Source organism: Klebsiella sp. MISC125, assembly GCF_051131775.1.
Classification (GTDB): domain Bacteria; phylum Pseudomonadota; class Gammaproteobacteria; order Enterobacterales; family Enterobacteriaceae; genus Klebsiella.
In genome coordinates this window covers 1569238-1584090 of the sequence record NZ_CP180448.1, presented here as the reverse complement: position 1 = coordinate 1584090, position 14853 = coordinate 1569238, and the positions used below count along the sequence as shown (strand labels likewise).

17 protein-coding genes are annotated in these 14853 nt (G+C 51.2%); 3 read left to right on the top strand and 14 right to left on the bottom strand.

Annotated features, from left to right (window positions below; all coding sequences use genetic code 11):
• Positions 1-11 precede the first annotated feature (11 nt).
• Positions 12-1208: an L-lactate MFS transporter gene (locus ACMYSL_RS07610; RefSeq protein ID WP_434662049.1), complete on the bottom strand. Its 1197-nt coding sequence runs from the start codon at positions 1206-1208 to the stop codon at positions 12-14.
• A 116-nt stretch (positions 1209-1324) separates the two neighbouring features.
• Between ACMYSL_RS07610 and ACMYSL_RS07605 the strand changes: the two genes are divergently transcribed.
• Entirely contained in the window at positions 1325-2251 is a 927-nt protein-coding gene (locus ACMYSL_RS07605) for a LysR family transcriptional regulator (RefSeq protein ID WP_434662047.1), read from the top strand.
• A gap of 37 nt (positions 2252-2288) precedes the next feature.
• The gene (locus tag ACMYSL_RS07600; protein ID WP_110272062.1) at positions 2289-2549 is read left to right on the top strand and encodes a YfhL family 4Fe-4S dicluster ferredoxin; all 261 of its coding nucleotides are present in this window, start codon (positions 2289-2291) and stop codon (positions 2547-2549) included.
• Here ACMYSL_RS07600 and acpS read toward each other — a convergent pair.
• From acpS to rseD, 12 genes are all read right to left on the bottom strand, one after another.
• Positions 2546-2926, bottom strand: a complete 381-nt coding sequence (gene acpS, locus ACMYSL_RS07595) for a holo-ACP synthase (protein WP_182207578.1) — start codon at positions 2924-2926, stop codon at positions 2546-2548. The two genes, ACMYSL_RS07600 and acpS, sit on opposite strands and share 4 nt — an antisense overlap.
• Positions 2926-3657 carry a pyridoxine 5'-phosphate synthase gene (gene pdxJ, locus ACMYSL_RS07590; RefSeq protein WP_434662045.1) on the bottom strand — a complete coding sequence of 244 codons (732 nt, stop codon included), beginning with the start codon at positions 3655-3657 and terminating at the stop codon, positions 2926-2928. Before pdxJ ends, acpS begins: the two co-directional genes overlap by 1 nt.
• An 11-nt stretch (positions 3658-3668) precedes the next feature.
• Positions 3669-4406 carry a DNA repair protein RecO gene (gene recO, locus ACMYSL_RS07585; RefSeq protein ID WP_434663978.1) on the bottom strand — a complete coding sequence of 246 codons (738 nt, stop codon included), beginning with the start codon at positions 4404-4406 and terminating at the stop codon, positions 3669-3671.
• A gap of 131 nt (positions 4407-4537) precedes the next feature.
• Positions 4538-5443 (bottom strand): GTPase Era, encoded by a 906-nt coding sequence (era, locus tag ACMYSL_RS07580; protein WP_112215426.1) that lies wholly within the window; start codon positions 5441-5443, stop codon positions 4538-4540.
• Positions 5440-6120, bottom strand: a complete 681-nt coding sequence (gene rnc / locus ACMYSL_RS07575; RefSeq protein ID WP_110272057.1) for a ribonuclease III — start codon at positions 6118-6120, stop codon at positions 5440-5442. The genes era and rnc overlap by 4 nt, the downstream gene beginning before the upstream one ends.
• A gap of 225 nt (positions 6121-6345) precedes the next feature.
• On the bottom strand, positions 6346-7320 hold the full coding sequence (gene lepB / locus ACMYSL_RS07570; protein WP_434662042.1) for a signal peptidase I: 975 nt from the start codon (positions 7318-7320) through the stop codon (positions 6346-6348).
• 15 nt (positions 7321-7335) lie between these two features.
• Positions 7336-9135 carry a translation elongation factor 4 gene (gene lepA / locus ACMYSL_RS07565; protein ID WP_110272054.1) on the bottom strand — a complete coding sequence of 600 codons (1800 nt, stop codon included), beginning with the start codon at positions 9133-9135 and terminating at the stop codon, positions 7336-7338.
• Between the two features lie 186 nt (positions 9136-9321).
• Positions 9322-9801, bottom strand: a complete 480-nt coding sequence (rseC, locus tag ACMYSL_RS07560; RefSeq protein ID WP_182240453.1) for a SoxR-reducing system protein RseC — start codon at positions 9799-9801, stop codon at positions 9322-9324.
• On the bottom strand, positions 9798-10754 hold the full coding sequence (rseB, locus tag ACMYSL_RS07555) for a sigma-E factor regulatory protein RseB (RefSeq protein WP_182207624.1): 957 nt from the start codon (positions 10752-10754) through the stop codon (positions 9798-9800). The genes rseC and rseB overlap by 4 nt, the downstream gene beginning before the upstream one ends.
• Positions 10754-11404 carry an anti-sigma-E factor RseA gene (gene rseA, locus ACMYSL_RS07550; RefSeq protein ID WP_434662039.1) on the bottom strand — a complete coding sequence of 217 codons (651 nt, stop codon included), beginning with the start codon at positions 11402-11404 and terminating at the stop codon, positions 10754-10756. The genes rseB and rseA overlap by 1 nt, the downstream gene beginning before the upstream one ends.
• 32 nt (positions 11405-11436) lie before the next feature.
• Positions 11437-12012, bottom strand: coding sequence for an RNA polymerase sigma factor RpoE (gene rpoE / locus ACMYSL_RS07545; protein WP_110272050.1), 576 nt, complete (start codon positions 12010-12012; stop codon positions 11437-11439).
• Positions 12009-12149, bottom strand: coding sequence for a rpoE leader peptide RseD (gene rseD, locus ACMYSL_RS07540; protein ID WP_434662037.1), 141 nt, complete (start codon positions 12147-12149; stop codon positions 12009-12011). Before rseD ends, rpoE begins: the two co-directional genes overlap by 4 nt.
• 285 nt (positions 12150-12434) lie before the next feature.
• On the opposite strand from rseD, the gene nadB reads away from it, so the two are divergent.
• Positions 12435-14054 carry an L-aspartate oxidase gene (gene nadB, locus ACMYSL_RS07535; protein WP_434662036.1) on the top strand — a complete coding sequence of 540 codons (1620 nt, stop codon included), beginning with the start codon at positions 12435-12437 and terminating at the stop codon, positions 14052-14054.
• Here the strand turns inward: nadB and trmN are convergent.
• Positions 14039-14776: a tRNA(1)(Val) (adenine(37)-N(6))-methyltransferase TrmN gene (trmN, locus tag ACMYSL_RS07530; RefSeq protein WP_434662034.1), complete on the bottom strand. Its 738-nt coding sequence runs from the start codon at positions 14774-14776 to the stop codon at positions 14039-14041. The genes nadB and trmN overlap by 16 nt on opposite strands.
• Between the last annotated feature and the right edge of the window lie 77 nt (positions 14777-14853).

The window sequence follows — 14853 nt, the reverse complement described above, 5'->3', positions numbered from 1 at the left end:
TTATGATTTGATCAATGTATTTTGGCTAAAACCGTTCCAACATAACGTTTCGTCACCAGCGTGAGCACAACCCCAATAAGCAATAAGACTGTGGTGAGAATAAATACCGTATTGTAGCTCCCCGTATATTTTGCTATAGCTGATGTAACATACGGTGCAATAACCGCACCAACGGCAAAACCAAAATACATAAATCCATAGTTTAATCCCTGATTACGCATGCCAAAGTTCTGACTGGTCAGTCCGGGGAAGATAACTAATATCCCGGCATAAGCAAAGCCAACGCCCAGCGCGCTGAAATAGAACACCGAAGTATTACCATTAAAAAAGAGCAACAGCAGCATACAAAGGCAGGTAAAGAGATAAACAATCACCAGCGTATTATACCCGCCTAACTTATCGGTCAAACCGCCCCAGAACAAGCGACCAATAGAGTTAAATATCGATACCAGACTGACAATCAAGGCCCCGGAGATTAAACCATATTGCGTCATACCAATTTGTGCAGAACTCGAACTGATCACCATTCCGGAGAATACACCCAGCGCCAGAATCATAAAGAGTAGCCAAAAACGCAGGTCCTTAAGCATACGTCGATAGTCTTTATCCATTGGCGATGCTTTAATTCCACCACTATCTTTTGCGGGCGCACTTCGAATAAAGAATTGCACAATAAAAATGACAACCAAATATACGATACCAAGATATAATAGCGCCCGACTGACATCGTGGGTTTGCGCCATAAAATATTCAGCCAGGCGGGTGCAAAGTAGCGTCCCTACTCCAACGCCGGCCAGGACGATGCCGCTGGCAAGCCCTCGACGGTCAGGGAAAAACTTGAGAATATTATTAAGATTCCCCGTAAAGGCCAATCCCGATCCCAGCCCAGCGATGACCCCATAGGTTAAGAACAACATCGGCAAATTATCCACGAACCCGGACAAGATAAAACCTAAAGAAAACAGGATGCCACCGATGACAATCGCCTGTTTTCCTTTGCCGTTATCGATCATTCTCCCGCCCCAAATCATCGGTAAAGGAATGATCCCCATATTGATAGAAAATGCCAACGCCAGGGTCGCAGGGTCCCAGTGATATTGCTCCATTAATGGTGTTTTAAAATAGCTAAATGCATAGACGCCCCCGAGTACAAAATTTATGCACACGTGGGCGGCAAGCATTCCCCAGCGGTTGATTGATACCGACATAATTTTTCCTTTTTTAAAATGCACTGATCACAGTTTAAAAAAAGCAAAATAGGCAAACAATTTGGTATTTTTTATAATCGTTATAACAAAACCCAATCGATTGGCGTTCCATTTCAATGAATATCAAACAACTGCATTCTTTCCTGATTTTGTGTGATGAACTACATTATGGTCGGGCAGCCAGTCGACTTTTTATCACCCAACCATCATTAAGTCAGCAAATCAAACAACTTAAGTCATCACTTAAGACAATATTATTTAAACGAAGAGGCAGAGGTATTGAATTAACAAAACCCGGCATTATTTTGCAACAGCATGCTAACAAAATAATGTTGGATTTGAAAAATGCGGAAAACGATCTCCTTCCCTATAAATATCAGCAACGCGATACGATATCGATTGGCGTCTCAGGCAGCTATCTGGTCTTGCCAGCCTTTCGCAGCTTTATGACGCATCATCCTGAAATTTCCTTGAATGTTAAGGAATTTTCCACGGAACAAACCATCAAAAAACTCACCGATAGTACCGTCGATATTGGTATCGTTTACCGGACCACGCTGCCCGCTCAGCTTAGCTCTACCATGTTGTTTGAAGATGAGATTATCGCCGCTATCCCGCTTTCACATCCCCTGGCGAAGCATGAGCGCCTACGCCCTGAAGATCTGAACGACCAACCCATTATCGTGCTTAATGACTCTCTATTATTAAGAGGAATTATCGCGACAGAATTCAATAACCGTAAGATAGCGCCGAATATCATCTGCGAGCTGGATAACCACTACTCATGCCTTGAGTATGCTGAAGCACAAATTGGCATCGCATTTATTACCCGCTCACTAACGCGTTTATCCACGCCCAAAAATGTCCGTCTGGTTTCGCTTGGTATTCCGGCTTTTTTCATCCCAGTGATGCTCGTACATAGCAATGACCTTTCGCTGGACAACGCAACTATCTGCCTGCTCAAGCAGATCAAAAATTTTTACACTACGGATAACGAATTGACGCCAGAAAAGAGCTGGCCTGAGCAGAAAATGGGCGTATAATGCCCGCCCTATTTGTATTGTTTCTGAGAATTTCCTGATGGCGCTGTTAATCACCAAAAAATGCATCAACTGCGATATGTGCGAGCCAGAATGCCCGAATGAGGCGATATCAATGGGTGATAGCATTTATGAAATTAACAGCGACCGCTGCACCGAGTGCGTGGGTCATTATGAAACGCCGACCTGCCAGAAAGTGTGTCCAATCCCGAACACTATTCTGAAAGATCCGGCGCATAGTGAAAACGAAGAGCAGTTGTGGGATAAATTCGTCCTGCTGCACCACGCCGAAAAAATCTAGCTTTCGACGATGACCGTAGCGCAGGCATAGTGGCGCTCATCGGCCAGCGTCACATGAATGCTGCTGACTCCTAAACGTGCCGCCAGATTTTTCGCCTCTCCCCACAAACGCAGCTTTGGCTTACCCAGCTCGTCGTTGTAAACCTCAAACTGATTAAAGGCCAGACCGTTGCGAATGCCGGTCCCAAGCGCCTTGGCAGCGGCTTCTTTTACCGCGAAACGCTTAGCCAAAAAACGGACCGGTTGCTGATGCTGTTCCCATATCGCCCACTCATGGTCGCTAAGTACGCGGCGGGCCAGGCGATCGCCGCTGCGGGCGATCACCGCTTCAATACGGGCAATTTCAACAATATCAGTGCCCAGTCCCAGGATAGCCATTACGCGCGAGCTTCCTGCATCAGACGCTTCATTTCCGCAACCGCCTCTTTCAAGCCGCTCATTACCGCACGACCAATAATCGCATGACCGATATTCAGCTCGTGCATTTCCGGCAGTGCCGCAATGGCTTTAACGTTATGGTAGGTTAGACCGTGACCGGCATTGACCTTCAGCCCAAGGCTGGCGGCGTAAGTTGCCGCTTTAGCAATACGCTCCAGCTCTTTTGCCTGCTCTGCATCAGTTGCAGCATCGGCGTAGCAACCGGTGTGAATTTCGATATAGGGTGCTCCCACGTCCGCCGCGGCCTTAATTTGCGCATTATCAGCATCGATAAACAGGGAAACCAGAATACCGGCATCGGCAAGGCGCTTACAGGCATCGCGCATTTTGTCGAGCTGGCCCGCAACGTCCAGACCACCCTCGGTGGTCACTTCCTGACGTTTTTCCGGCACCAGGCAGCAGAAATGGGGTTTAGTCTCGCAGGCGATATTCAGCATCTCTTCCGTCACCGCCATCTCAAGATTCATGCGAGTATCGAGAGTCTGGCGCAGGATATGCACATCGCGATCGGTGATGTGTCGGCGGTCTTCGCGCAGATGGACGGTAATACCGTCAGCACCGGCCTGCTCGGCGATAAAGGCCGCCTGCACCGGGTCAGGATAAGCGGTGCCGCGAGCGTTGCGTAATGTCGCAATGTGGTCAATATTGACCCCTAACAGTAATTCAGCCATGACAATCCTCGTTAATCGTTATTGGTTTTATTGGCCCGCGCCGCCCGCGCGGGCATAAACTGGCGAAAAAGCTCCCGGCTTTTCAGCGGTTTCCCACCAAGATACGGCTTCAGGGCGATACGAGTGAAACGTTTTGCCGCACGCAGCGCATCGCTGTCCGGAAATTCGCGGTTCGCCAACGCCTTAAGATGGTGCCCGGTAAAGGTGCTGTTATCAATAACCACGCTGGCGATAAAGCCTTTTTCTTCACGGTAGCGATAGGTCATGGCGTCGTCAACCGCGTCACCACTCCCGGCACAGTGGAGGAAATCGACGCCGTAACCAAGATGCCCCAGCAGCGCCAGTTCAAAGCGACGCAGTGCCGGTTCAGGAGAACCGCTTGCGCCAGCCAGAGACTGGATGCAGTGCAAATAATCGAAGAAAAGTTCGGAGAAGCGCGTTTCATGCTCAAGCACGCGGGCAAGTAGTTCGTTAACGTAAAGACCGCTATAGAGCGTGATACCGCTGAGAGGGAGCGCCAACGAGACGGCTTCCGCGCTGCGTAGCGTTTTGACTTCGCCACGCCCGCCAAAGCGAAGCAGCAAGGGGGTAAAGGGCTGAAGAGCGCCTTTGAGATTAGAACGTTTGGAACGTGCGCCTTTTGCAACAAGGCGCACGCGGCCTGACTCTTCCGTGAAGACGTCCAGCATCAGGCTGGTTTCGCTCCAGGGACGACTATGCAGGACAAAAGCGCGCTGCCAGCCTTCCATCATACTCGTCGTCTTTCAAGTTGCAGGTGCGTTGGCTGCGCCCGTTCACCCCAGTCACTTACCTGAGTAAGCTCCCGGGGATTCGCGGTCTTGCCGCCTTCCTGCACCTCGAAAGCCATAGAGTATGAAAACTACTGGTCTTCGCCGTAACCGAGACTGCGCAACGCACGTTCGTCATCGGCCCAGCCGGATTTCACTTTCACCCACAGCTCCAGGTGAACCGGCGCTTCAAACATATCCTGCATGTCTTTACGCGCTTCAATGCCGATGGTTTTGATTTTGGCCCCTTTGTTGCCAATCACCATCTTCTTCTGCCCTTCACGCTCAACCAGAATCAGACCATTGATATCGTAGCCACCGCGTTCGTTAGTCTGGAAACGTTCGATTTCGACGGTCACGGAATACGGCAGCTCAGCGCCCAGGAAACGCATCAGTTTTTCGCGGATGATCTCAGAAGCCATAAAACGCTGAGAACGATCGGTAATATAATCTTCCGGGAAGTGATGAATTGCTTCCGGCAGATGCTTACGCACGATACCGGCGATGGTATCCACGTTCAGCCCGGTTTCCGCGGAAATCGGCACGATATCGAGGAAATTCATCTGGCTGCCGAGGAACTGCAGGTGCGGCAGCAGATCGCCCTTTTCCTGCACGTTATCAACTTTGTTCACCGCAAGGATAACCGGTGCTCTGGCGTCACGCAGCTTACCCAGAACCATTTCATCATCTGCCGTCCAGCGGGTACCTTCAACGACAAAAATCACCAGTTCAACGTCGCCAATCGAGCTACTGGCCGCTTTGTTCATCAGACGGTTAATAGCGCGCTTCTCTTCCATATGCAGGCCCGGGGTATCAACATAAATTGCCTGATACGGACCTTCAGTATGAATACCGACGATACGGTGACGTGTGGTCTGCGCTTTACGTGAAGTAATAGAAATCTTCTGCCCAAGCAGCTTGTTCAACAGCGTTGATTTACCGACGTTAGGACGACCAACGATGGCAACAAACCCACAATAATTTTTTTCTTCGCTCATTCCAGCTCCAGCTTTTTCAACGCCTGTTCGGCGGCAGCCTGTTCCGCCTTGCGACGGCTAGAACCTGTGCCAACCACCGGTTCACTCAGGCCGCTAACCTGGCAGTGGATAGTAAATTCCTGGTCATGCGCTTCACCGCGAACCTGAACCACCAGGTAGGATGGAAGCGGCAGGTGACGCCCCTGCAGATACTCCTGCAAACGGGTCTTAGGATCTTTTTGCTTATCGCCAGGGCTAATTTCGTCCAGGCGACTTTGGTACCAGGAGAGAATCAGGCGCTCGATGTTCTGAATATCACTGTCGAGGAAAATCCCGCCGATTAATGCTTCAACGGTATCCGCCAGAATGGATTCACGGCGAAAACCTCCACTTTTCAATTCACCCGGCCCAAGACGCAAACATTCACCCAACTCAAACTCGCGGGCCATTTCTGCCAGCGTGTTGCCCCGCACCAACGTCGCGCGCATGCGGCTCATATCACCTTCGTCGACCCGTGGGAAGCGATGGTAGAGCGCATTTGCGATGACGAAACTCAATATAGAGTCACCTAAAAACTCCAGGCGCTCATTGTGTTTGCTGCTGGCACTGCGGTGAGTTAATGCCTGTTGCAACAGCTCCTGATGATGAAAAGTGTAGCCCAGCTTCCGTTGAAGCCGATTAATTACGATGGGATTCATGCGTTACCAATAAATGAATGCGTCAAAAATGCAGCACACGAAACCGACCTGAGTAAAAGCCAACGCGGTTTCGTGTGCTGTGTCAATCTTACGAGAGACAACCTAAAACTTCGGGGGGATATTCTATACGCAACGACAAGGGATGTCGTTAGTTTGAATAGATTTAAATCTTAAATAATTCACGCTGCCGTTATTGTAACGGCAGCGTGAATGAAGGCAGGAAAATTACTGAATACCACCGATACGTGATAAACGTACTCCGGTAGGCCACTCGCCTTCCTGTTTTTCAAAACTCATCCAGATTGCGGTTGCTTTACCAACCAGATTTGCTTCCGGTACAAAACCCCAATAACGGCTGTCGGCGCTGTTATCGCGGTTGTCACCCATCATGAAATACTGCCCCGGCGGCACAATCCAGGTCGCCAATGGCAGACCAGACTGCTGGTAATACATCCCCACCTGATCCTGAGCAATCGGCACGGTCAGAATACGATGCGTTACCTCACCCAGCGTCTCTTTGCGCTCGGTCAGACGAATGCCGTCAGCTTTGGTTTCACCTTTCGGCAACTGCCAGAAACCGCTGCTTGCTTCACCACCGTTACTACGGGAGAAGGTTTGCACGAAATCGCTCGGCTCGACGTTGGAGTAAGTTACCGGCAGGGCATTGCCGCACGCCTGGCCTGAACTGCAGCCCGGCAGGATGGTGACCTGCTTGCTAATCGGATCGTATGTAACTTTATCACCCGGTAAACCAACTGCACGTTTGATGTAGTCCAGGCGCGGATCTTCAGGATATTTGAAAACCACGACATCACCCCGTTTCGGATGACCCGTTTCAATTAGCGTTTTCTGGTAGATAGGGTCTTTAATCCCATAAGCAAACTTCTCAACCAGAATAAAATCGCCGATCAACAACGTAGGCATCATCGAACCCGAAGGGATCTGGAAAGGTTCGTAAATAAACGAACGCACTACCAGAACAATCGCCAGGACCGGGAATACCGAAGCACCGGTTTCCAGCCAGCCCGGTTTAGGGCTGACTTTCTTCAGTGTTTTTTTGTCCAACTGGTCGCCGGTCGCTGCCTGAGCGGCGGCCTGACGTTCACGACGTTTTGGCGCGAAAATAAATTTATCCAGGCACCACAATAGACCCGTCACCAGGGTAGCGATGACCAGGATCAGGGCAAACATGTTCGCCATGCCAACTCCTTAGGGTTATTTGCCGTCTTTACCAACGTGCAGAATGGCGAGGAACGCTTCCTGCGGCAGCTCAACGTTACCGACCTGCTTCATGCGTTTCTTACCGTCTTTCTGCTTCTGCAGCAGCTTTTTCTTACGACTGACGTCGCCGCCATAGCATTTCGCCAGGACGTTTTTACGCAGCTGTTTCACCGTTGAACGGGCAATAATGTGGTTGCCGATAGCGGCCTGAATAGCGATGTCGAATTGCTGACGTGGGATCAGCTCTTTCATCTTCTCTACCAGTTCGCGACCGCGGTATGGCGCATTATCATTGTGCGTAATCAGCGCCAGCGCATCCACTCGCTCGCTGTTGATCAACACATCCACGCGTACCATGTTGGAAGCCTGGAAACGTTTGAAGTTATAGTCCAGCGATGCATAACCACGGGAAGTAGATTTCAGGCGGTCAAAGAAATCGAGCACCACTTCCGCCATCGGAATTTCATAGGTCAGCGCAACCTGATTACCGTGGTAGACCATATTGGTCTGAACACCACGTTTTTCTATGCACAGGGTAATGACGTTGCCCAAAAATTCCTGCGGCAGCAGCATATGGCACTCAGCGATCGGCTCACGAAGTTCCTGAATATTGTTCAGCGGCGGGAGTTTAGACGGGCTGTCGACGTAGATAACTTCTTTCGAAGTCGTCTCTACTTCATAGACTACCGTCGGCGCCGTGGTGATCAGATCCAGATCGTATTCGCGCTCCAGACGTTCCTGAATGATCTCCATGTGCAGAAGACCCAGGAAGCCGCAGCGGAAACCAAAGCCCAGCGCAGTAGAGCTTTCCGGCTCATAGAACAAAGAGGCATCGTTGAGGCTCAGTTTGCCCAGCGCATCGCGGAAGTTCTCATAATCATCAGAACTTACCGGGAACAAGCCAGCATAAACCTGCGGTTTGACCTTTTTAAAACCTGGCAGAGCTTTATCTGCTGGGTTACGGGACAGAGTCAGCGTATCGCCAACCGGTGCGCCGAGGATGTCTTTAATCGCGCAAACCAACCAGCCAACTTCGCCGCATTTCAGCTCGGTGCGATCAACCTGTTTAGGCGTGAAAATACCGAGACGATCGGCGTTGTAGACCTGACCGGTGCTCATTACCTTGATTTTGTCGCCTTTGCGCATGGTGCCGTTTTTAATACGCACCAGCGAGACAACACCAAGGTAGTTATCAAACCATGAGTCGATGATCAGTGCCTGTAACGGCGCTTCCGGGTCGCCTTCCGGCGGCGGAATATCGCGTACCAGACGCTCCAGGACATCGGGCACACCAACGCCGGTTTTCGCCGAACAGCGCACTGCATCGGTAGCATCAATACCGACGATGTCTTCAATTTCTTCCGCTACGCGTTCAGGATCGGCCGCAGGCAGGTCGATTTTATTCAGGACCGGCACTACTTCCAGGTCCATCTCCATCGCCGTATAGCAGTTAGCCAGCGTCTGAGCTTCTACGCCCTGACCCGCATCAACCACCAGCAGGGCCCCTTCACACGCCGCCAGTGAACGAGAAACTTCATAGGAGAAGTCCACATGCCCCGGGGTGTCGATAAAGTTCAGCTGATAGATTTCGCCATTGGTCGCTTTGTAATCCAGCGTGACGCTCTGTGCCTTGATGGTAATCCCGCGCTCGCGTTCAAGATCCATGGAATCCAGGACCTGGGCTTCCATTTCACGATCGGAAAGGCCACCGCAAATCTGGATAATTCGGTCAGACAGCGTCGACTTACCGTGGTCAATGTGAGCGATGATTGAAAAGTTACGTATATTCTTCATATTTAGAGTTAGTTATGCCTTACGCGTATCATGAGGCCGCTATTCTGTGCCTGACGTTTTTTTGATCCGAAAACGCCGCATTCTACACTACATCCACGAAACCAGGAAATGCTCTTACGGCTAGCATAGTCGGAGTAAATGACGAGATCTTGCGGGAGTTGTAAATAAAGATTAGGGCCAGTGAAATCACTGACCCAATGGTGCGGAAGGCGTCTCGATGCGAACTAAATCTGGCGGTAAACCGACGCTAATAATCACCGGTTGCCACGACTGACGAGCCGCTAAACCAGGAGAAAGACCACGAGCCACCAAAAACCCGCCAACGCCGCCAAGTATTGCCCCACACAGCGAAGCAAAATCATTCGCGAACAGAACCTGGAAGATAGACGCCATTAAAAACAATCCAACTAACGGTGCCATATAGACCAATACGGCAGAGCCAAGCAAACTGCTTTCGGCAATCCCCAATTCTACTTTTTGCCCGGCAGCCAGCGGCTGTTCACAAGGCACGCTAATTGTATGGCTGGTTTGCGGCCCGAGCTTATTCAACACCCGACTACCGCAACCGGCACGGGAAGCGCAACTACTACAGGATGCTTTAACATCGCAATGCACCTGCGCAATTCCGTTATTCCAGGAAACGACCGTTGCCCACTCTTTGATCATTGTACGGCCTTGAATTTAATGCTGTCAGAAATACGCTTCGCGGTTTGCGGGGGCAGTTCGCCAACAATGGTTATCTCTGCATTATCGCGCACAATGGTAGCCACGGTGCGACGCCCGGTACGCAACAACTGATCGCTGCTATTTGCTGCGGCGCGATTAATATTGATGGAGAAACTAAATAGCCCATCAGAGTAGAGACGGGACTCTACCGGACCATCAAACGTTGGTAGACGACGCTGGCTGCTGGAGACTTCCGCAACCCCCTGCGGCAGCCAGGTTGGCGCCCAGTTGAAATTAGCCTTATCACCGCCTTCCGGTACGGAAAGCTGCGGCGGCAGGCTCGCCTTTGCCAGAGTTTCCATACTGGCGCTAACATTGTCGCCAACGCTGAAAGAAACGACCCGGAACTGCTCAAGGGTTTCCCCATCGCGATCGAGTAAATCAACACGCAGCGGCAGCTTTGTTTCAGCATCTAGCCAGGCGATGTAGCTATAGCGCGTACCGTCACGGGCCACGACTCGCACCACATCGCATAAACGATCGGCAATACGCGTACGCCCAACAGAGATGAAATCATAATACGACGCCAGCCGTTTGAAGTCGCTGTACACCAATGAAGGCAGCGAATCGACGATATAGTCACCATTCAACGTGAACGGATCGAGGCCAGGTTCAAAATAGCTAATTTCAGTGCCGCGCAGTACGACTTCCCTGCGAGGGCCGTCGAGCTGTAATAGCTGAGCGAGGGGGCGGTTATTCAGTTTCGCGTGACGATAGCGCAGCGACTCAACGCCCTGCTTGTTGATGCTGACGAAAGACAGCTCGTAATTGAGGGACTGGCTAGCCAGGTTCATCTGCTGCAACAACGCCCCGGACGATGTATCAGCCGAGGCGTTGGCGGAGAAGAACAAGCTGCCTGCCATGAGCGACATGGCACACAAAAGTTGCTTCATTACTGCGATTGCGTTCCTAAAGTTTGATAGCCCGGCACCTGAACAGCGGCTTGCTGAGTCTGGGCCTGACCAAACTGAAGCTGTTCAGCATGCAGGCGACGCTGCAATTCATAATCCTGCAGCATAGCATTAATTCTGCGGCGCTGTTCCTGCACTTGCGCCTGCTGACCGCTGCCTGCTGAAGCATCCGCTGGCACGCCCAGACTAACCGGGCTGGCTTTCCCCATCATCGGCATGGTGTTAAACACCGGCGCTTCAGGCTGCTGAGATGCATCAGACTGCCCATTATACTGCTGGACGCCGACGATAACAGCAAGGGAAACGCACGCAGCAACCCCCATTTGGGTTAATGAACTTGCCCATGGGCGCAATTTTTGCCAGAAAGGCATCTGGCGCCACTGATGCGGGGCAGGCTGAGATTCAGGAATTAGAGGAACCGTCTGACGAACGGGCTCATTTTCAATGGCGGCCATGACGCGAGCAGAGATATCAAAATGGAGCATCTCACTGGTATCGCCTCGCAGCGTATCGCGGATGAGATGATAGCTCTCCCAGGTTTTTTGCATTTCAGATGAACGACCTAGCTCATTGAGCAGTTCGTTATCCAGCGTTTCACCATCCATTAAGGCCGAAAGTTTTTCTTTCTGCATGCCTGATACCCTTTTCCAGTATTCCGCTATCGTCAACGCCGGATTAGCGGTTGAACTTTATTATCAATAGCTTCTCGTGCCCGGAAGATACGCGAACGCACTGTGCCCACCGGACAATCCATGATGGCGGCTATTTCTTCATAGCTCATGCCATCCAACTCCCGCAAGGTAATTGCCATGCGTAAATCTTCCGGAAGCGATTCGATGGTACGAAAAACTATTTGTCTCAGCTCTTCTGACAACATTAAGTTCTCAGGGTTCGAAATTTCTTTCAATGCCCCGCCACTTTCGAAATTTTCTGCCTCATTGGCATCAACATCGCTGGATGGCGGACGGCGCCCCTGAGCAACCAGATAATTCTTCGCCGTATTGACGGCGATACGATATAACCAGGTGTAAAAAGCACTATCCCCCCGGAAAGAATCCAGCGCACGCCATGCTTTTACGAACGACTCCTGAACAACGTCAGCGATATCGCCCGGTGGCACGTAGCGGGAGACCAGGCTTGCAACCTTATGCTGATAGCGTACCACCAGCAGGTTAAATGCTTTCTGATCTCCTTTCTGGACCCGTTCAACAAGGACCTGATCCGTTAACTGCTCGCTCATCCGAGGTAATGTCTCCCCAAACCCAATTCCCATGCGTATTCAAAACACCACCCAATGACTGCATAAATGAGCAAGCTGAGGGTTCGAGTGTCTGAAAACAATAAAGTTCCGTTACGCCTTTTTTTTTCGTCTGGCACCGGCTGACGGGTCGTTATCTCTCATTATATGCCCCGGTAGCTAAACGATATGTAAGATAATAAGAAAAAGCGCAAAGCCCGCCAGAAGGGTAACGTAACCCGACTTTTATTTCACTATAAAATCTGAAGCTAACGAGTTGCTTCGCAAAACTTTTCTTACATTTACAGCCCACCCCATCAAAGCGTTATGTTTAGCCGCCACAACATTGAGTAAAAAAAATGTACGATTCAGCGCAGGCTGGTGCTATTGTGCTGCAATCCTGTTTAGTAAATTAAACAAAGCTCATGAAAACAACTTCTGATTCCTCTTGTGATGTACTGATTGTTGGCAGCGGTGCTGCCGGATTGTCCCTTGCTTTGCGGCTGGCGGAACACTGCACAGTCACGGTACTGAGCAAAGGCCCTATCAGTGAAGGGTCAACTTTCTATGCTCAAGGCGGGATCGCCGCCGTCTTCGATGAAACCGACAGCATTGAATCCCATGTAGAAGATACGTTGGTTGCCGGAGCCGGCCTTTGCGATCGCCATGCCGTTTCTTTTGTCGCCAGCAACGCTAAACCCTGCGTTCAGTGGCTTATTGATCAGGGCGTCCTGTTTGATACTCAGGTTCAGGCTAACGGGGCTGAAAGCTATCACTTGACCCGAGAAGGGGGGCATAGCCACCGCCGAATTCTCCACTCAGCCGACGCGACGGGTAAAGCCGTAGAGACAACGCTGGTCAGCAAAGCGCTTTCTCATCCCAACATCCGCGTGCTGGAACGCAGCAACGCCGTTGACCTGATTATCTCAGATAAAATCGGCCTGCCGGGAACGCGTCGCGTAGTAGGAGCCTGGGTCTGGAATCGAAATAAAGAAACGGTTGAAACTTGTAGCGCAAAAGCGGTGGTACTGGCTACCGGAGGCGCGGCTAAGGTATACCAATATACGACAAATCCAGACGTCTCTTCTGGTGATGGGATCGCCATGGCCTGGCGTGCAGGTTGCCGTGTCGCCAACCTTGAGTTCAATCAGTTTCACCCCACCGCCTTATACCATCCGCAAGCACGCAATTTCCTGCTGACAGAAGCCTTGCGCGGTGAAGGCGCACTGTTGAAGCGCCCGGACGGCACACGATTTATGCCGGACTTTGACGAACGCGGTGAACTGGCCCCCCGCGATGTGGTTGCCCGAGCCATCGACCATGAAATGAAGCGCCTTGGCGTCGACTGCATGTATCTCGACATCAGCCATAAACCCGCAGAATTTATTCGCCACCATTTCCCGATGATTTACGAGAAGTTACTGGGTCTGGGAATCGATCTGACAAAAGAGCCGGTGCCTATTGTTCCGGCTGCTCACTATACCTGCGGCGGTGTGATGGTTGACGATAACGGACGTACTGATGTCGACGGCCTGTATGCCATCGGCGAAGTCAGCTATACCGGATTACATGGCGCTAACCGCATGGCTTCAAACTCGCTGCTGGAGTGTCTTGTTTACGGTTGGTCCGCAGCCGAAGATATCGTTAAGCGCATGCCTTTCGCGCAGAGAGTCAATGAACTTCCTTTATGGGACGAAAGCCAGGTCGAAATCCCCGACGAACTTGTTGTTATCCAACATAACTGGCATGAACTGCGCTTATTAATGTGGGATTATGTTGGCATTGTGCGCACCACCCGCCGACTTGAGCGCGCCCTGAGACGCATTACTATGCTGCAGCAGGAACTGGACGAATATTACACCCGCTTCCGCGTCTCCAATAATTTGCTGGAGCTGCGCAACCTGGTCCTGGTTGCCGAGTTGATTGTGCGCTGCGCCATGCTACGTAAAGAGAGCCGTGGTCTGCACTATACGCTGGACTATCCGGAACAGTTGCCGACTAGCGGGCCGTCAGTGCTGTCGCCACTGGTTCACATAAAAAGATAGAAATCCTCGGTCAGAGCGGTAAATCCTTCGGAATACTGCTGCTCTGGCCCGCGGATAACCAACCTGTCGCTAAAGCACTCACCCGCTGTCGGCGAAAAAGCCAACAGAACCCGATGCGGTGGACGCATTTCCGTTTCCGCCACGTCGGTACGTAAACGTAGATGCCAACCCATGTTCTGCGCCCGCTGAACAAATGCATTGCCGATATCAACCGGCAACACAACGCAAAAAAATCCCTCTTCCGTAATGGATTCAGCGGCACAGGTTAACAGCGTTGTATGATCGAGCGTGGTGGTATAGCGGGCCTGCTCACGCTGCGAGGTCGCGCAGGGGACACCTTCAGCAAAAAAAGGCGGATTGCTGACAATCAGTTCGTAGCGTCGGGTTTGCGGCGACTGCCATTGCTGAATATCAGCCTGGTGGATCTGGATACGTCCGGACCACGGGGATTCTTCAGCGTTTTCCCGCGCCTGTTCTGCCGCATCTTCGTCCAGTTCAACAGCGTCAACAGTGACCGCTTCCACGGTTCGCTGCGCTATCATTAGCGCAAGCAGGCCGCTGCCAGTACCGATATCCAGTACGTGCTTAACCTGCGCTATCGGAGCCCATGCGCCAAGTAAAATGCCGTCAGTGCCCACCTTCATCGCACAGCGATCGTGGGCGATAAAAAATTGTTTAAATGTAAAACCATTGCGCGGCAGCGCAAACTTCGACTGAGACATCCTCGATAACCTTGCGGGCAAAAAACTCCTGGGCTTAAGGCTATGCACAATACCGGAGAACAGATAGCCTTACAAAC